Source organism: Agrobacterium sp. CCNWLW32, assembly GCF_037083425.1.
Taxonomy (GTDB): Bacteria; Pseudomonadota; Alphaproteobacteria; order Rhizobiales; family Rhizobiaceae; genus Agrobacterium; species Agrobacterium radiobacter.
This window is the reverse complement of record NZ_JBAOJM010000014.1, coordinates 93,677-112,386: the sequence shown is the minus strand read 5'-3', so window position 1 is coordinate 112,386 and position 18,710 is coordinate 93,677. Positions and strand designations below refer to the sequence as shown.

At 59.7% G+C, this 18,710-nt stretch carries 14 protein-coding genes; 5 read left to right on the top strand and 9 right to left on the bottom strand.

Going from position 1 to position 18,710, the window contains the following annotated elements:
• Nucleotides 1-177 precede the first annotated feature (177 nt).
• The 6 genes from V6R85_RS22480 to V6R85_RS22455 form a co-directional block, all read right to left on the bottom strand.
• Nucleotides 178-1,551, bottom strand: a complete 1,374-nt coding sequence (locus V6R85_RS22480; protein ID WP_078053907.1) for an alpha-glucosidase/alpha-galactosidase — start codon at nt 1,549-1,551, stop codon at nt 178-180.
• A 21-nt stretch (nt 1,552-1,572) separates the two neighbouring features.
• On the bottom strand, nt 1,573-3,240 hold the full coding sequence (locus V6R85_RS22475) for an ABC transporter ATP-binding protein (RefSeq protein WP_336377216.1): 1,668 nt from the start codon (nt 3,238-3,240) through the stop codon (nt 1,573-1,575).
• 12 nt (nt 3,241-3,252) lie between these two features.
• Complete coding sequence (locus tag V6R85_RS22470) at nt 3,253-4,389, bottom strand: ABC transporter permease (RefSeq protein WP_020810886.1); 1,137 nt, start codon at nt 4,387-4,389, stop codon at nt 3,253-3,255.
• A gap of 1 nt (nt 4,390) precedes the next feature.
• On the bottom strand, nt 4,391-5,398 hold the full coding sequence (locus tag V6R85_RS22465; protein ID WP_020810885.1) for an ABC transporter permease: 1,008 nt from the start codon (nt 5,396-5,398) through the stop codon (nt 4,391-4,393).
• A gap of 144 nt (nt 5,399-5,542) precedes the next feature.
• Nucleotides 5,543-7,630, bottom strand: a complete 2,088-nt coding sequence (locus V6R85_RS22460; protein ID WP_031234010.1) for an ABC transporter substrate-binding protein — start codon at nt 7,628-7,630, stop codon at nt 5,543-5,545.
• A 107-nt stretch (nt 7,631-7,737) separates the two neighbouring features.
• Nucleotides 7,738-9,204 carry an alpha-glucosidase/alpha-galactosidase gene (locus V6R85_RS22455; RefSeq protein WP_020009828.1) on the bottom strand — a complete coding sequence of 489 codons (1,467 nt, stop codon included), beginning with the start codon at nt 9,202-9,204 and terminating at the stop codon, nt 7,738-7,740.
• Nucleotides 9,205-9,402: 198 nt separating this feature from the next.
• Here V6R85_RS22455 and V6R85_RS22450 point away from each other — a divergent pair, with 198 nt between their 5' ends.
• Together V6R85_RS22450 and V6R85_RS22445 are read left to right on the top strand one after the other, a co-directional pair.
• Complete coding sequence (locus V6R85_RS22450; protein ID WP_020810883.1) at nt 9,403-10,290, top strand: AraC family transcriptional regulator; 888 nt, start codon at nt 9,403-9,405, stop codon at nt 10,288-10,290.
• A 77-nt stretch (nt 10,291-10,367) separates the two neighbouring features.
• Nucleotides 10,368-10,829, top strand: coding sequence for a hypothetical protein (locus V6R85_RS22445; protein WP_003505634.1), 462 nt, complete (start codon nt 10,368-10,370; stop codon nt 10,827-10,829).
• A gap of 16 nt (nt 10,830-10,845) precedes the next feature.
• Here V6R85_RS22445 and V6R85_RS22440 read toward each other — a convergent pair whose 3' ends face one another.
• The 3 genes from V6R85_RS22440 to V6R85_RS22430 are packed head-to-tail and all read right to left on the bottom strand — an operon-like array spanning nt 10,846 to nt 15,402.
• On the bottom strand, nt 10,846-11,757 hold the full coding sequence (locus V6R85_RS22440) for a DMT family transporter (protein ID WP_111791442.1): 912 nt from the start codon (nt 11,755-11,757) through the stop codon (nt 10,846-10,848).
• Nucleotides 11,754-14,156 carry a PIG-L family deacetylase gene (locus V6R85_RS22435; protein WP_111791830.1) on the bottom strand — a complete coding sequence of 801 codons (2,403 nt, stop codon included), beginning with the start codon at nt 14,154-14,156 and terminating at the stop codon, nt 11,754-11,756. The genes V6R85_RS22440 and V6R85_RS22435 overlap by 4 nt, the downstream gene beginning before the upstream one ends.
• Before the next feature lie 19 nt (nt 14,157-14,175).
• Nucleotides 14,176-15,402 (bottom strand): ROK family transcriptional regulator, encoded by a 1,227-nt coding sequence (locus tag V6R85_RS22430; protein ID WP_111791444.1) that lies wholly within the window; start codon nt 15,400-15,402, stop codon nt 14,176-14,178.
• 242 nt (nt 15,403-15,644) lie between these two features.
• Between V6R85_RS22430 and V6R85_RS22425 the strand changes: the two genes are divergently transcribed.
• The 3 genes from V6R85_RS22425 to V6R85_RS22415 are packed head-to-tail and all read left to right on the top strand — an operon-like array spanning nt 15,645 to nt 18,708.
• Nucleotides 15,645-16,910, top strand: a complete 1,266-nt coding sequence (locus V6R85_RS22425) for an extracellular solute-binding protein (RefSeq protein WP_111791445.1) — start codon at nt 15,645-15,647, stop codon at nt 16,908-16,910.
• 17 nt (nt 16,911-16,927) lie between these two features.
• The gene (locus tag V6R85_RS22420) at nt 16,928-17,869 is read left to right on the top strand and encodes a carbohydrate ABC transporter permease (protein ID WP_060725579.1); all 942 of its coding nucleotides are present in this window, start codon (nt 16,928-16,930) and stop codon (nt 17,867-17,869) included.
• Nucleotides 17,866-18,708, top strand: coding sequence for a carbohydrate ABC transporter permease (locus V6R85_RS22415; protein ID WP_003505628.1), 843 nt, complete (start codon nt 17,866-17,868; stop codon nt 18,706-18,708). Before V6R85_RS22420 ends, V6R85_RS22415 begins: the two co-directional genes overlap by 4 nt.
• Nucleotides 18,709-18,710 lie beyond the last annotated feature (2 nt).

Below are 18,710 nucleotides of genomic sequence, written 5' to 3'. Positions count from 1 at the left end.
ACCCGCCACCAGACAAACCCACAAACCAAAACCAGATGGCCTTCCAATGGCCGCAAATTTAAACCGGACAGTAGTGGCACAAGCCCGAGGATGACGTCGAATATGGAGAGAGGCGCGTGTCGGTGAACTCGGCCGCAGACGAAACTCCCGCGACTTCCAATTACCGCCCCCCCGCATTCACACCGCCCGCGCCCGCTTCACCTCCACCTGCGTCCATTCCGGCAACCAGTCGCGATGGGCCAGCAGCAGATCGTCCACCAGCGACCATATCTGGTCGAGATCCAGTTCCGCCGCCGTATGCGGGTCCATCATCGCCGCGTGGAAGATGTGCTCGCGGTTTTCGCTCATCAGCGCCCGCACCGTCAGTTCCTGCACATTGATGTTGGTGCGCATAAGGGCGGTGAGCTGCGGCGGCAATTCGCCGATAAAGGTGGGCTGCACGCCGTTATGATCGACAAGGCAGGGCACTTCCGCCGCGCAATCCGATGGCAGCGAGGTGATGCAGCCATTGTTGCGCTGGTTGCCGTATATCACCGAGGGTTCGCCGGTCCAGACCGAGTTGATGATGGAGGAGGCATATTCCTTTGACTGCTTGACCTCGATCTTCTCGGCCGAACGATAGGCCGCGGCCTGCCCCTTCCAGCGCTCGATCTGCTCGATGCAGCGCTTCGGATATTCATCAAGCGGGATGCCGAATTTCTCGATCAAATCCTCGCGCCCTTCCTTGATGAAATAGGGCGTATATTCGGCGAAATGCTCGGAACTTTCGGTGACGAAATAACCAAGCCGCGTCAGCATCTCGTAACGCACCTTGTTGGGGCAACGCGGGTTCCAGCCGGGCTTTGGCGCACGGCCTTCGCGGTAGCCGCGCACGAGGTCGGGATAAAGGTTCTTGTAGCTGCCATCCGGCTGGCGATGCTCGAACTCCAGGAAGAACGCCATATGGTTGATGCCGGCGGAACGGTAGCGAATTTCCTCGTAAGGGATATCGAGATCGTGGGCGAGTTCCATGGCCGTGCCCTGCACGGAATGGCAAAGGCCGACCTGCCGGATCGTCGGGTATTTTTCCGCAATCGCCCAGGTATTGATCGCCATGGGGTTCACATATTGCAGCATGATGGCGTTGGGGCAGACGGCCAGCATGTCCTCGCAGATCTTCCACAGATGCGGCACGGTGCGAAGACCGCGCATGATGCCGCCGACGCCGAGCGTATCGGCGATGGTCTGGCGCAGGCCGTATTTACGCGGCACCTCGAAATCGGTGACCGTGCAGGGCTCATAGCCGCCGATCTGGAAGGCGACGACGACGAAATCCGCACCGGCGAGCGCCTTTTTCTGGTCGGTATAGGTCTCGGCCTTCGCCTTTGCGCCAAGCGTCGAAATCAGCTTGTTGACGACGATGGCGCTTTCTTCCAGCCTTTCACGGTTGATATCCATCAGTGCGATGGTGGCGCCCGAAAGGGCCGGACGCTGCAGCACGTCGCCGATGATGTTCTTCATGAACACCGTGGAGCCTGCGCCGATGAATGTGATCTTGGGATCTCTTGCCATGTCTACCTCCAGCATTGGAATTCAAGCGATTTCGAAGGCGGCCCGTACAAGCCGCTGAGTATATTCTGTGTTTGGGTTTGTCAGCACATCCTCGACAGGACCTTGCTCAACGATCTGCCCGCGCTGCATGACGATGACGCGGTGGCAGAGCGCGCGAACCACTTTCAGGTCGTGGGAGATGAACAGGTAGCTCAGACCCCGCTCGTCCTGCAGCTTGCGCAGCAGATCGATGATCTGCGCCTGCACGGAAAGATCGAGCGCCGAGGTCGGCTCATCGAGCAGGATGAATTCCGGCTCCAGCGCCACGGCGCGCGCAATGGCGATGCGCTGGCGCTGGCCGCCTGAGAACTCATGCGGGAAACGTGAGAGGATGTTACCGGGCATGCCGGCCGCCTCCAGCGCATCACGCACCCGGTCCAGCCTTTCTGTCTTGGTCCGGCCAAGGCCGTTGATGATCAGCCCTTCCTCGATGATCTGGCCGATGGTCATGCGCGGATTGAGCGACGCGAAGGGGTCCTGAAACACGATCTGCATGCGCGAACGCAGGGGCCGCATCTCAGCGCGGGAGCGGCCATCGACCCTCTCCCCATCAAAGATCACCTCGCCGCCCACCGGTTCGTTCAGCCGCAGCAGGGATTGGCCGAAGGTCGTCTTGCCGGAACCGGATTCGCCGACGAGGCCCAGAGTCTCGTGCCGATTGAGGGTGAGCCCCAGGCTGTCGACGGCGATCAGTTCCTTCAGTTCCGGTTTGAACAGTCCGCCATAACGCATCATGAAGGAGACACGCACGCCGCTTGCCGTGAGCAGCACGCCGGAATTCTCCGGCAGCGGCTTTGCCGTTCCCTGCGGTTCGGAAGCGAGCAGCCTTTTCGTGTAGGGGTGCTGCGGTGCTGCAAACAGCTGTTCGGTGGTGTTATGTTCGCGCATCTCGCCATGCTGCATGACGTAAACGTAGTCGGAAAACTGCTTCACGATCGTCAGGTCATGGGTAATGAGCACCACGGCCATGCCGCGTTTTTTCTGCAGATCGCGGATAAGGTTGAGAATCTGCGCCTGCACCGTCACATCGAGCGCGGTGGTGGGTTCATCAGCAATCAGCACATCAGGATCGTTGGAGAGCGCCATGGCGATCATCACACGCTGCCGCTGGCCGCCGGAAAGCTGGTGCGGATATTGTTTCAGCCGCGCTTCCGGTTCCGGTATCTGCACCTGCCGCAGAAGATCGAGCGCCCTTGCCTCCGCTTCCTTGCGGCTGAGTTTTGAGTGCACCCGGATCGCCTCGACGATCTGGCTGCCGATCGTATAGATCGGGTTCAATGAACTCATCGGCTCCTGAAAGATCATCGAAATGCGATTGCCACGCAGCGCCCGGCGCTGGCGTGATGAGAATTTCAGGATGTCCTCGCCGTTGAAGCGCACCACCGCCGATTTCGAAATCGTTGCCCGCTTCGTCAGAAGGCCCATAACGGTGCGAGCCGTGACGGATTTCCCCGAACCGGACTCGCCGACGATTGCGATCGTCTCGCCGCGATAGAGCTGGAAGGAAATATCTTTCACCGCCTCCACCGTTCCGTGCTCCACCTTGAAGGTCACGGCAATGTTGCGGGCATCGATAATGGCATTGTCCTTGCGGTCATCGGCATCGAGGCGGATGGCGGGGCCGTAGGCGTTGTTCTGGGCAGCTACCATGTCACGCTCCTCTCAATAGGGATCGACGGCGTCACGCAGGCCGTCGCCCAGCGCGTTGAAGGCAAAGACGGTGACCAGCACGAACCCGACCGGCGCGAGGATCCATGGATAGGAACCGATGACGGAATAGGTCGCGGTATCCTGCAGCATCAGCCCCCAGGAGATGAGCGGCGGTTTCACCGCAAAACCGAGGAAACCGAGGAAGGATTCGAGCAGCACGACGCTCGGAATATGCAGGGTGACGGCGACGATCACGTGGCTCATCACATTCGGCAGAATGTGCTGGAAAATGATGCGCCGGTCGGTGGCCCCGACGGCAATCGCCGCCCGGACATAATCGATACGCGCCAGCGCCAGCGTCTTGCCGCGCACCTCGCGTGACATCTGCGCCCAGCCGAGCGCCGACATGACACCAACCACGAAGACGAGGAAAACGGTGGTCGGTGCGGTGACGGGAATGAGCGATGTCAGCGCGAGATAAAGCGGCAATTGCGGAAAGGCGAGCACCACCTCCACGAAGCGCTGCACCCAGGCATCCAGCGGCCCGCCGAAATACCCTGATATCAAGCCGACACTGGTGCCGATGACGGTGACGATGGCAACGACGCTAAGCGCAATCGCGAGCGAGATGCGCGAACCATATATGGCGCGCGACAGCACATCGCGCCCGAACTTGTCGGTTCCGAGAAAATGCACCGGCTGGCCGTCGGTCGAGCCGAAGAAGTGACGGCTCATCGGGATGAGGCCCAAAAGCCTGTATTCCGCGCCTTCGACGAAGAAGCCGAGATAGACGGGATTGTCGTAGTCCGGCCCGACGATAGGCTGGAACGTCACCGGATCGAGTTCTTCGGTCTCGGCAGTCGCATAAACCCGGGGGAAAGGACTGATATTGCCGTCCTTGTCAGAAAAACGCACCACCTGCGGCGGCGAGAAGCTGGCATTGGTTTCCAGCGGGTTCATCGGCGCGAAGAAATCGGCGAAAATTGCGATCAGGATCAAGAGCACGACCAGCACCAGCCCCAGCATGCCGGTGAAGGACCGCCTTAGACGCCGCCATACCAGGGCGAGATAGGACTCGTTGCCCTGCGTGCCGCGTTCGGGCTTGGGGGTGGCGGTGGTTTCGGTCTTCATGTTGTCAACGGCCACCATCTCAAGCCCTCCCGAATTCGCGAACGCGCGGGTCGAGCATGGCGAGCAGCATGTCGGCGATGATGTTGCCGACGATCAGCGTGGCGGCGAGCACCATCATGAAGGTCGCGGTGACGTAGACATCCCCCACCGCCATGGAGCCGACAATGGCCGGACCGACGGTCGGCAATGCGAAGATGATGGCGGTCTCGATTTCGCCGCTCAGCATATAGGGCAGCACAACGCCCTGATACATGACGAGCGGGTGCACCGCATTCGGCACGGCATGGCGCATGATGACCGCGCCTTCCGAAAGACCCTTTGCGCGCGCCGTTTCCACATATTGCGCATTCAGCGTATCGAGCAGATTGCCGCGCATCACCCGCATGTTGTAGGCGAGGCCGCCGAAGACGGCGATGGCGACCACCGGCCAGACATGGCTGACCAGATCGACAAATTTGCCCCACGACCACGGCGCACCGCCATATTGCGGCGAGAAGAAGCTGCCGATCTCAGACACATCGAAATGAAACACCATCAGATAGACAAGGATCAGCGCCATCAGGAAGCGCGGGATGGTCATGCCGAGAAAGGCGATGGTGGAGAGCAGGTTGTCGACCCAGGAATATTGCCGCGTAGCGGCCCAGATTCCGAAGGCGATGCCGAGAACAGATGCGAAGATGTGGCAGACCAGCGCCAGCGCAATGGTGCGCGGCAGGCGTTCGCCAACCACATCGGCGACCGGCTTGTTGTAGTAGAAACTGTAGCCGAAATCGCCACGGGTGATGATACCGCCGATCCAGTTGAAATATTGCATCACGAGCGGCTTATCGAGGCCGTGTTCGATACGATAGGCCTGCGCCTGCGCTTCCGCCTGTTCGAAGGAAGCCCCGCCCTGGTTCATCAGCTGCGAGCGGATGTAGTCTGCATAATCGCCGGGCGGCGCCTGAATGATGGCGAATGTCACCACACTCAGGATCAGCAGCACCGGAACGGCGGAGCCTATGCGTATCGTCAGGAATCTCAGCATCGAACGGTCTTCCTCCGTTTGGATGGGCCGTGTGTCTCCGGCCGCGCTTCACGCGCGACCGGTACCGGGTGTGCTCCGGGAGGAGTACTTCAAGGTATTCGCATTTCCGGACGGAAACCGGGGTCCGGTTTTTCTGGAAATGCTTTAGTTGATCGGGCCGCCCTCACCCGGCTTGCCGGGAAGCTGCTGCGGGAAGAGTTCGTATTTGCCCTGCTTGTCGGCCGCGACCCACAGCCGTTCGCGGATGATGGAATCTTCGGCCCAGTTGAACATGAAGATCGGCGTACCCTGCGGCACGTTGGAGAACCGCTTGTTGACGATGAGCGCGCCGGGATATTCGGTGAGGCCAATCGTATAGAGGTTCTGCGTGTAGACCTTCTGATATTGCTTCATCAGTTCCGCCCGCTCGGCATTGTCCTGCGAGGAAATAAACTTGCGTACCAGATCGGCCATCTCTTTCTCGAACGGCATCAGATCGAGTTCCTTGCCCTCGGGCGAGCGGTGGTTCCAGCTTGTGCGGGGGCCGACGGGTGCCAGCTGCTCGGTATTCTGCACCACGGAGGAAAGCTCGGTGGAGTTGCGGCGCACCAGCCAGTCGAACTGCCCGCCATAATGGGCGGCATCGCGCTGGTTGGAATCGAGGCTGTTGATGACGACGCGCAGGCCGAGTTTCGCCATCTGGCCAACGAGACCTTCCGCAAGGCTCTTGTCCGTCGCGTAGCCGTTATTGACGAGAAGGGTAATCTCGACATTGCGGCCGCCGAGCGTTTCCTTGGGGAAATTCAGGAACCCATCGCCATCGGTGTCCTTCAGGCCGATTGAGGCGAGCGAGGCCTTGGCGGCTTCGAGGTTGAAGGGGTAATAGACCGTGGAGGCGCGATCATAGAAGCTGGTGCCAGACGAAATGCCGCCCGGATAGATCGCCGTGAAAGGCCCCTTCACAAGCGAGTCGCCGATCGCCTTTCGATCGAGAGCGGAAGTGACCGCCTGGCGAAATACCTCATTGCGGTTCAGCTCACGAATGGCCTGTCCGCGCTCATCCGGATTGCCCCAGCCATTGGCGGAAAAGTTCATCTGCAGATTATAGCCGATGAGGCGCGGCCCAAAGGCAAGGCGGGCCGGCGCATTGGGATCTGCGGCGCGTTTCAGTGATGCGACGAAATTCTCCGGCTGTTCAAGATTGGAGAAATCGCCCGAGCCCGCAACGGCCTGCACATCGCGGTCCGCCCAGGTGGAAAGCTTGTAGTGGACCTCGTTGAGATAGGGCAGCTGCTGGCCCTTTTCATCGACCTTCCAGTAATAGGGGTTGCGCCGCAGCACGATGAGATCGTCCGGCCGATATGACACAGGCACCCATGCGCCCATGACCGGCATGTTCATATACTCAGGCGGGAAAGCGTTCTTGAACTGGTTATAGGTGTTCTTGGAATATTTCGGATGCTGGGGCTTCAGAATATGCGACGGCCCGGGGCAGAAGCTCGGATAGGCCATGGTGTAGAGATATTGCTTGGGAAAGGCAGCCTTGAAGGTCCATTGGACGGTGTAATCATCGACCTTCTTCAGCGTCGTTCCCTCACCGAAAGCCTCCGGCGAGGCGCCGCCGCCAAGCGGTGAAACATTGGGGTCGATGACGGCATCTTCCCAATAGAATATCACATCATCGGCGTTGAAGGGTTCACCGTCCGACCATTTGGCCCCCTTGACGAGATGCATCGTCAGCTTGTGGCCGTCTTCAGACCATTCCCAGCTTTTCGCCAGATTGGGCAGCGGCTCGGTATCCTTGGCATCCACCTGGAAAAGCGGCGCGGTACGCGTCAGGCATTCGGAAAGGGCGATATCGATGCCGCCCCAGCCCTGGCTCTGGCCGGCAATATAGTTCCAGCCCTCCGGCCGGCCGCCGACCACATGGCGCATGGTATCGCCATAAACGCCCATACCGTCAGGCATGTTGCCGGTCTTGTAGACGAGTGGTTCTTCCGGCAGGCGTTCCTTCAGCGGCGGCAGCTTGCCGGTCTTTTCGAATTTCTCGCTGACCCAGTCCGGCTCGCTGTAGTCAGGCAGCGCCTTGAATTCGAGGATCGAGTCGCGCGCCACGTAATTGATCTTGCCTTCGGCCGGAAATTGCGGCGGCTCGGGCGGCGTGGTGGTCTCGAAGGCATTCGCATTGAGTGCGATCATCGAAACACTGAGCCCCAGTGCCGAGATGATACCGATCTTGCGTTGAAGTAACATCGTCATTCCTCCCAAATGGCAGCTCTTCGACCGCCCACCCTCTGTGATCGTTCCGGTCGTGGCGGCGGACTCCCTTCCGCCGCCAGACCTGTTCCCATGTCTTTTCCTCAAACAGCCTTTTTCAGCGCCGATTTCTCGGCGCGCAATTCCTCGATGGAACGCACGTTGCGGCGTGCGGCGCCGGCCCAGTCGCGGGTCTTGACGCTCGATGTCGCAAGCCGCTCCTTCGCCGCCGGTACGGCATCGGCATATTGCGGCAGCCAGCGCGCTTGCGCGACAACCATCTCGTCCACCATCTGCCAGACCTCCTCCGGCGTGGCGACGGCGCCCACCAGCGGGTCATGCAGCACGGCGAGCTTCAAAAGATCGATATCGCCGCTCACCGCCGCATGGACAGACATGCGCTGCACATTGATGGAGGCCATGCAGGTGGCTGCACAGGCTTCCGGCAATGTTACGCCCGAGACCATGTTGATGCCGAAACGGTCGACAAAGCCGGGCGATTCGATGATGGCATCCGCCGGCAGATTGCTGATGACGCCATTGTTCTTGACGTTGAAATGGCCGCGATAGACCCGTCCCGTCTCCAGCGCTTCCAGAATATGGCTTGCGTGTTCATTGGAGCGCTTGGCCGGATCGATCGGCTTGGCGGCTGAGGCGAGGAACTGCGGAAACTCCGTTTCGAACCAGTTGCGCGTCTCGGTGGAGTGACGCAGATAACCGCCGGTTTCGCCGTGAATCCAGTCGGACATGTCAATCCAGCGGGAGATTTCATCCGGGCGCTTGCGATACCACGGCAGATATTCGGAGAGATGGCCGTTGCTTTCGGTCGAATAGACGCCGAAACGCTTCAGCACGTCGATGCGCAGCTTCTCCTGCTGCGAAAAGACCGGATGCGCTTCGAAGGCCGCGACCAGCTCATCCTTGCCGATCTTGCGGCCGTTAAGCCTCAGATCGATGAACCATGTCTGGTGGTTGATGCCCGAGCAGATGTAATCGAGTTCGGAGGGGGATTTCGCACCGAGGATTTCGGCGATCTGTTCCGCGCCATGCTGCACGCCGTGGCAGAGGCCGACCGTATCCACCTTGCCGTATTCGATGGCCGCCCAGGTATTCATGGCCATGGGGTTGGCGTAGTTCAGGAATTTCGCACCCGGTGCTGCGACTTCGCGTATATCCTTGCAGAAATCGAGAATGACCGGAATGTTGCGCTGACCATAGAGAATGCCGCCGGCGCAGATGGTATCGCCCACACACTGGTCGATGCCGTATTTCAGCGGAATGCGGATGTCGTCGGCATAGGCTTCGAGCCCACCGACCCGCACGCAGCTGATGATATATTTCGCGCCCTCCAGCGCCCGGCGGCGGTCCGTATGCGCTGTCACCTTTACGGGAAAACCATTGGCCTCAACGACCTTGTCGAGGATCGCCCTGATCATATCCAGATTGTGCTGGCTGATATCCGTCAGCGCGACTTCGATGTCGCGAAACTCCGGTACGCACAGGAGATCGGTGAACAGTTTTTTCGTGAAACCGACGCTGCCTGCGCCAATAATAGCGATTTTGAAACTCATAACGCCACCTCTGTTGCAAATCGAACGGGTGAAACGGGCCGAAGGATCATGAAATGGCGCTGCAGGAAAATACCCGTGAGAATCCCGGAAAACCGGCCTTCCTCCCAAATTTTTCAGCAACAATATCCCGCTGGCTGTCTCCTCGGATCGGGATTATGCGTATAAAGTTCGATAGAACCAGAGAAGGATTATGCTTTCATGGGTAATTTTGTGCTGCAGGATTTGATCGATCAGGGGCCCTGCATGCGAACCGTCTCGCTGCCGCGCGGCCGCCAGACGCTGCACACCATGCCGACCAGCAGCGGTTATGAAATCCGCCGCAGCGGCAATTACGACTGGGACGGGCGCAAACGCGGCCAGACGCCTTTTACCGTGCTGCAATATTGCATCGCCGGACAGGGCAACCTCCGTTACGAAAACCGCCACTATGTGGTGAGGCCGGGCGAAACCCTGCTGCTGCTCATTCCCCACAATCACCGCTACTGGCTGGAAGAGGGCAAGGAATGGGAATTCTTCTGGATTTCCATGAATGGCGAGGAAGCTTTGCGCATTCACCGCAATATCCTCTCTGTCACCGGCCCCGTCTTCAAACTCAAGTCCGAGACGGTGGACCAGCTCGCCGAATGCTGCTCAAGACTCGTCAATGGCGCGGAGACACCAGGCGCTGCCTCGGCCGTCGCTTACGAGGCGGCGATGACGCTTTATGATGATGTCTTCGGTTCGCACCCTTCCTTCGGCGGCGAATATCGCACGATGCAGCAGGTGCTGAGCTACATAGACGGGCACCTTGGCGAACGGCTGTCCGTCAGCGACCTTGCTGATGTGGCGGGCTTGAGCCGCGCGCATTTCTCCCGCATCTTCACGGCAAGCGAAGGCATGCCGCCTGCGGAATTTGTGCTGCAACGGCGCCTGCGCCGGGCGGCCAAGCTTCTCACTTCGGCTGCGAACATTCCCATCAAGGAGGTATCCGTGCTTTGCGGCTTCGAGGATCCGAATTATTTTTCCAAGGTCTTCCGCAGGCTCTACGGCACCAACCCGAGCGAATTCCGCACCACCGGCATGTATGCGAGCGTTCGGCAGAACTGACAGAAAATGCGACTTGGTTTTGACATGTTTCAGGCGATTAAGGATAGGCGTTACGCCCTTTTTGGAGACTGATCGAGGTGAACAGCAAAATCCGGACGATCCTCGTCTTTCCGATCAGGGCAATCATAATTTTCGCCCTTGTTCTCGACGGCATTTTCCGCCCGCTCTACCGGCCGGTCATCAGGGCCATATCGAACCTGACATTTATCCAGCGGCTGGAAAGCCGCATCGAGCGACTGCCGCGCCTTGCCATTCTCCTCTGTCTTGCCGTTCCCTTTGCGATTGCCGAACCGATGAAGATCGTCGGCCTCGTCCTCATTGCCCATGGCGCCTTCAAGTCGGGTCTGGTTCTGACGATCCTTGCCCACCTTTCCACCTTCCTGATTGTCGAGCGCATCTATCATGCGGGCCGGGAAAAGCTCCTCACCTATGGCTGGCTCGCCTGGATCATGCGCTATGTGCGTTTCGCACGTTCGTTTTACGACCGCTTCAAACTTGCGGCGCTGAACTGGATCCGGCTCCGGGTCCTTGCGCAATAGAGATAGAGCGCAACCGTCAGCCTTTGCGGCGCAGCCTTTTCAGCAGATATTCCGCAAGGGCAGTCGATTGCAGCGACACGAGAATAATGACGATGCCGAACACCACGCGGGTTTCAGGCACTTCATCGAACAGAAAATATCCGACAGCAATCACAAACAGGATCGACAGATAGCTGACAGGCGCAAGCACACTGGCATCCGCGATACGATAGGCCCGCAGGAAACAATATTGCCCCATCTGCGCCAGCAATCCGATGCCGAGCAGCGGAACCCAGTCGAATGACGCAACCGGTTTCCATGTCCAGATCGCCGGAACGGCGGTAATGACGGCAAGGCCCACCGTGTAGAACACCATCATGACCGTGGTGTTCTCCTGCCGCAGCGCGCGGGTCTGGATCACCGCAAACGCCCCGAACACCACCGACACCAGAACAACAATCACACCCGCGCCAAACTCCGTACCGCCCGGCCCGATGACGACCAGAACGCCTACAAATGCAAGACAGGCACCCGTCCAGCGAAAACGGCTCACGCTTTCGCCGAGAAAGGCGACGGCCATCGCCATCGTCACCAATGGCCGGGAGAAACCGACGGCATTGACGGTCGCAAGCGGCAAAAGGGTGATGGCGATGAAATTGCTGGTGAGTGCGATGGCGTTGCAGCAGATGCGGAAAATATTGCGCCAGGGATATTTGACGCGCAGCATTTCTCCCCTGTGCCGCCAGATGAGCGGCAGGATGAACATCAAACCGATCATCGCCCTGATAAAGACCAGCTGGAAGGCGGGATAGGTGACGCCCTGCGCCTTGACGAGCGCAGTCATTCCGCCCGCAACAAGGGTCATGTCCAGCAACAACCAGCCAATTCCCGCGCGCGTATCCGTCTCGCGCGGGTTTTGCTGTTCTTCGCTCTGGGTGTCGCCATTCACGCCGGCTGCACAAGATTGGCCATGAGGCGGAAGGCCCCGGGCACAAGCTTGTCCATCTGGTGGTGCAGCACGAGACTGGTATGGGTATGCCGGCCCTTGCCGATGACACCCGAAACCAGCGCACCCTTGAGCGGCTGTTCATCGACATCATGCATGGCGAGCAAGGGCTCGTAGACATCATCCCAGCGCGCAGCGAAATAGAGCCCGCGTTCCTTGTCCCAGCCCGCCCAGTCGGCAGCATCGATCCTGTTGGGGCCGGCAAGCAGCGGATGTTCGGGCGCCAGCACCGTTACCTCAGCCTGCGGGTCGGTCACACGCCAGCGCAAGGAAGGTTTGCCGATCTCAAGCCGCCTCACAGGCGTCGTCTCCGGGTTCCATCCGTCGGTCGGCCGGTGATAGAGCGTGACGAGATGACCGCCATCCTCGACGAAACGGTGAAGCCTTTCCGTTGCGGCGGCCAGATCCTTGCGGATGCCGAAGGCAAAGATGCCGATAACGATCGTCGTGAAGGACGACAGGTCACCGCCCAGCGCCTGGGCATCGAGTTCGGTGACATCAAGACCCATGCGCGACAGCCAAAGACCCACCCTGTCGGCACCGCCACCGACATAACCGACGCGTGCGCCCTCGGGCAGCTTGAGGTCCAGTGACAGGATTTTCAAAACGGACGGCGCCAGAAACCTTGCCCTGCCGATATGCGGATAGGCGATGGGCGTGATCTGGAAAGCGGGTTGTGAACCGACAAGCGCTTCGATCTGGGCAAGGCCTGCCTTCGCATCGCCGGTGCGTTCCGCAATCCAGTCGCCGCCGTTTCTGCGCAGGTTCCAGCCGCCCGTATTCCTGAACGACAGCGGCGCATCGGCACCCTTTACATGCGCCTGAAAGACATGGACGTCCTGCCCCTTTCCAAGCGGAACCAGAAGGGCATCCGGCGCGATCGTCAGCGACTGCGCGGGCGTTACGAAAAACGGTTCTTCCAGATCGAAGGCGGCCGAGACCTTTCTGCCCCCAACCGTTGCGGAAAGCAGCAGAGAGGCATGGCCATTGCCGCCCGAGGCTTTCCAGTCGGGCTGGTAAAGCCCGGAAACAGCAGCATCCTTATCGGCGACAAGCGAAAAGACCAGCGTCTCACCACGCGACTGAACGGATGACGACACCCCTGATGGCAGGACCGGCGTGACCTCAACATTAAGTTCAGCCGCCCTGTCTGAAAGCTCCACCGAAAGAACCGACGTTCCGCCCGGAACGATCTCTGCCGGCTCGGCATAGGCCCGTTCGAAAACATCGAGCGCCGTCAGGATAGCGGCATCAACCTGCGCCCGCTTGCGCGCGATCCGATGGCCGTGCAGCTCCTTGAAATCCGCAGCTGCGGTTTCGTCAACCTTCTGCAAAAGCGCCGCCGCCGCAAGAAGCAACGCCGTGATCCGCTCCCTGTCGGGAAAGGCCGAGATTGCTTCGCTTATCGCCTGTTCCGCTTTGACCAGCGCCTTTGCCAATTCCGAATCCAGCCCGGGGAAAGCCGCAAGGTCAGACAGGGAAGACGGCAGGCTGTCGAGGATCGAGTGCTCTTCGCCCGCCGCTTCACTGGCGAGTTCCAGATGCAGCGGCCAGACCTCCTGCGCCCGCTTCGGCCAATGCCCCATTCCCTGCGACGCATGATAATAACGCGACCATTCGCCGATGCGGTCATATTGCGCACCGGTGGCCGCCTCCTTGCCCGGAGCATTGACTATCAGCGTAGTCTCCGGCGGCGGCACTTCGTCATCATAGGTGTCGCCACCGCCAGACCATGCGGGAAGGTAATATTTGGCCACCTTCCACGGTTTCAGCCCCTCGGCGAAATGCTCGGGATAGGCCGCAGGGTCAGCGGCCAGCGTGATCGCGCTTTTCGCCGCCCGCGTCATGGCCCGGTGGTGCCCATGTTGTCCCGGCACATCGAGAAATGTCGGAATGACGATATCCGGCCGCTCCTTGCGGTAGGCGCGAACCAGCCGCTCGACAATGCGCTGCTGCCCCCAGCGGCCGAAGGTCTGGTCGCCATCCTTGGAAAAACCGAAGTCGTGAATGATGTCCGCCGGACCATGGCCGAGCCAGCTGATATCAGCATCGATGACGCGGGCAGCCTCCTCCAGCTCCCGCGACCGGATGACGCCAAGCGCGCCCAGCCGTTCCGGCCCCAGCGCATTCTGCCCGCCCTCGCCGCGTGTGGAGCAGGCGATGATGATCCGCATGCCCAGTTCCATGCGGAAATAGGCAAGAAGTCCATTCTGCTCATCGTCGGGATGCGCGCCGGTGTGCATGACGGTGACGGTGGATTTAAGCGCGCTCAGCTTGCGATGCAGGCGAATGAGCCACGGATCGGCCATCTGCCGTTCGATGCGCTCCCGAGGGTTAAGCATGGGCGGTCTCCTCCAATATTCAGCCGGGTGCCTGCGCTGCAGCTCCCGGGGATGTCTCGAGTTTTGGTGTGACGATGTCGAACAGCGGCAAGGCGGCGGCACCGAGCGCCGCAGTCAATTGCCCGGACTTGCCGTGGATGACCCGTGGCAATTCCCGTTGCCGCCGGCTCGCGACCGAGGTCGGCAAAGGCCCCATCCGCGCAATGATCTCGCTGATGATGATCTCAGGCAGCGCGCCGCCGAGAATGACCGTCTGGGGATCGAGAATATTCTCGAGCATCGCAACCATGGGCGCGAGATGGACGGCGGCCTCCTCTATCCATTCCATCACCACCGGATTGCCAGCCCTGAACAGGGCTTCCAGATCATCAAGTTCCGTATCCGCGACACCCGCGCAGACAAGCTTTTCCTTCAGCACATAGACTGAGGCATAGGCCTCCAGACACCCTCTTTGCCCGCAGGAGGGGCAAGGCCTTCCCTTCGGTGAAACGGTCACATGGCCGATTTCGCCGGCATTTCCGAACGCACCGCGATAGGGCGCGCCATCCTGAATGATGCCGAGGCCGATACCGACGCCGAAATAGATCATGCAGAAATTCGGGATGGCCAGCCCCGCACCGAACAGCCGTTCCCCGACCGCTGCCGCAGTCGCATCGTTTTCGACCACGACCGGCTGACCGCAGGCTTCGCCCAGCATCTGCCGGGCATCAATGCCGCCCCAGCCGGAAAGCGTCGTCGGCCCCACGGAGGTCATGCCATCAATCTCGAAGGGACCGGGCATGACAACCCCGGTGCCAAGCAGCCTGCAGCCGAGATTTTTCGCGACAGCGGCATGCTCGGCGGCAAAGGTCTTGAATATGGCGTCCGGTGTCGTGTCCTTGAGAGGGGTAACACGATGAGTACGCAACACGCCGGCAAGATCGAGGCCTACGGTGACCATATGGTCGGCGGCGATTTCCATACCGATCGTCGCGCCGCCATCTGGATTGACGGCGAACTGGATCGGCGGCTGGCCCCTGCCCGTGCGACGACGGCCGAGTTCCTTCAGCAATTCCTCGCCCATCAGTTCATCAACGATATTGGCGACCGCCTGCGGCGTCAGATGTGTGATCTTGGCAATCTGGGCGCGGCCGAGCGATCCGTGCCGCCGGACGATGTCTAAAACGACTCGCCTGTTATGTTCGCGGCTCCGCTCAGGATTTTTTCCGATTGCTACGGGATAAGCGTCTACCGTGTGCACCGTCATCTCTTCAACTTCCCGTCTCTTATAAAATTCATAGCGTCGAATTGACGATAAGCGCAATATAATAATTCAAGTAAATTATCTTATTGACAAACGCGCGCCTTCAGAGAACCGTAGAGGGCGACCGGGGGTCAGGCTTGTTTGGGGCGGAAGAGGAAACTCCGCAGCCGGCAAATCGATGAGCGCGCGCGAAAGCGCGGATAAAGGGAACGATCACTCCGCATCCGGAAGACCGGACGGAGGAAATGGAGGCTTACATGCGCAGGGCAACTCTGTTCGCCGGCTTGGTTGCCGGTTTCAGCACATTTGCATTCAACGCCGCGCAGGCGGTTGAAATCGAATATTGGCAATATGTCTTCGACACACGCGTAAAAGCCATGGACGAGCTGATCGCGGAGTTTCAAAAGGCCAACCCTGACATCACCGTCAAGCAGGTGACCTTTCCTTACGCCGACTACCAGACCCGCGTGATTGCGGCCAACATGTCCGGCAAGGGGCCTGACGTGATGCAGCTGTTTTACGGCTGGCTGGACAAGTTCGCAGCCGGCGGCATCTTGCAGCCGCTGCCGGCAGACGCTTTCCCGCATGACAAGATCGAAAGCGAATTCTTCCCCATCATCAGCGCCATGAAGCGTGGCGACGACTATTATGGCCTGCCGACAGCAGTTCGTTCGCTCGCCCTGTTCTACAACAAGAAGCTCTTCACCGAGGCGGGCCTCGATCCAGCCAATCCGCCGAAGACGCTCGATGAGTTCGTCGCAGCCGCGGAAAAAATCGCCAAGCACGACGCCGCAGGAAACCTCACCGTCGCCGGGTCCACACTCGACATGGGCGGCCAGGACCACCAGTGGTGGCGTGAAGTCCTCATTCGCCAATATGGCGGTGAGCCCTATACCGATAATGACCAGAAGGTCGCCTATAATAGCGAGCCGGGCATTCAGGCCCTGAAATTCTACACCAGCCTGCAGCTTGAAAAGAAGATCGGCCAAGTGGGTTTCATGGATGAGGGCCAGGCGGCCTTCCGCGCCGGTAAGGCCGGCATGACCATCGATGGCACCTTCCGGCTGGGCTCGTTCCGCACCATCAAGGATTTCGAGTGGGGCGTGACCGAACTTCCCACCAATGACAAGAATATCCGCTCCAACTATGCCAGCTACTTCGCCAATGGCATCAGCGCCAAGACCACGGGTGAAGAGCTTGAGGCCTCCAAGAAGTTCCTCGCCTATATCTCTTCCCCGGAAGCCATGGCGATCTGGCTGAAGACGGTGGGCGAGTTGCCGGCACGGCGCTCGGCGGCGCTGACCGAAGAAAACCTGAAGGACCCGATCTACGCACCGTTCCTGAAGGGTCTGGAATATGCCCATACGACACTGTTCATGGATGAGGCGGCCCAGCGGCAGAACGCCATCGACATGACCAACCGTGTCCTGCTCGAGGGCCAGCCGGTCGAGGATTCCATCAAGCAGGCCGCCGAGGCCGAGCAGGAAATCATCGACGCGGCGAAACCCTGAAAACCGCAGGTCCAACCATGACAGCGATAGATCAACAGGGGGCGGCATCCGGCCGCCCCGGCGGCTCCTTCGGGGATCGCCTTTCCATGCGCACGAAACGGCTTTTGTGGATCTGGAGCTTTCTGGCGATCCCGATCCTCTTCTACAGCGTCATCCGTTTTTACCCGACGCTACAGGCCTTCTATCTGTCCTTCACCAACTGGGACCTTCTGCGGCCAGCGAAGTTCATCGGCATCGCCAATTATGTGAAGCTGTTCAAGGACCCGCAATTCTGGAAGGTATTCAAGAATACCTTCACCTATCTCATCGTCGGCACGCCGATCAGCCTGGTGCTGGCTTTTGTCATCGCCTTTTATCTTGACCGGGTCCGCATCCTGCACGGTTTCATCCGCGCCCTTTATTTCCTGCCCTATCTGACGACCGCAGCGGCCATGGCCTGGGTCTGGCGCTGGTTCTACCAGCCGCCGCCGATCGGCATCATCAACGATGTGCTTGGCATGATCGGCATTCCGCAGCAGCCCTTCATCCGCTCCACCGATCAGGCGCTTTATTCGGTCATGGTGACAGCCATCTGGGCGGGGCTCGGTTTCCAGATCATCATCTTCATGGCGGGCCTGCGCGCCATTCCGACGACATTCTACGAAGCCGCCCGCATCGACGGGCTCGGCGAATGGGCGATCCTTCGAAAGATCACGCTGCCGCTCCTGAAACCAACCACCGTTTTCCTCGTGGTGTTTTCCTCCATCGGCTTCCTGCGCATCTTCGACCAGGTCTACAACATGACCACCAATGATCCGGGCGGACCGCTCGGCTCAACCAAGCCGCTGGTACTGATGATCTACCAGACCGCGTTCAATTCCTATGCGATGGGCTATGCCGCAGCACAGACGGTCGTCCTGTTCACCATTCTTCTTGTCGTATCGCTGGTCCAGCTCTGGGTCCTGAGGGAAAAGAAATGAGCGAAGCGCCGCCACTCTCCCACGCCCGCATCCGCCCCGGCCGCATCGTCACCTGGACGCTGCTGTTCATCGGCGGCCTGATCATGGTCTCACCGCTGCTCTTCATGTTCTCGACCTCGTTCAAGACGGCGGACCAGGTCTATGATCTCAGGCTCATCCCGGCCGCGCCGACGCTTGCGAACTATATCACGGTCATGGCCGACGGCCGTTTCCTGCGCTGGTTCTTCAACTCCATGCTGGTCGCGGTCATCGTCACTGTTTCCAACTGCTTCTTTGACAGTCTGGTCGGCTACACGCTGGCGAAATTCGAGTTCCGCGGCCGTTATTTCATCTTCCTCGCCATCCTGTCGACGCTGATGATACCGACCGAAATGCTGGTTATTCCCTGGTATCTGATGTCCAGCCAGCTGGGCTGGCTCGACAGCTACTGGGGGATCATGTTCCCGGGAATGATGACGGCGTTCGGCACCTTCCTCATGAAGCAGTTTTTCGAGACGGTTCCGAACGACTTCATCGAGGCCGCACGCGTCGACGGTCTGAACGAATTCCAGATCTGGTGGAAAGTGGCCCTGCCGCTGGTGACGCCTGCTCTTTCGGCGCTGGCAATCTTCACCTTCCTCGGCAACTGGACCGCCTTCTTCTGGCCGCTGATCGTCACGACAAGCAAGGAGCTTTACACCCTGCCAGTCGGTCTTTCGAGCTTTGCCGTGGAACAGCAGATCCAGTGGGAAATGATCATGACGGGCGCAGCCATTGCGACCATCCCCACCCTCATCGTCTTCATCGTCCTGCAACGCTACATCGTTCGCGGTGTGATGCTGGCGGGCCTGAAAGGATAACA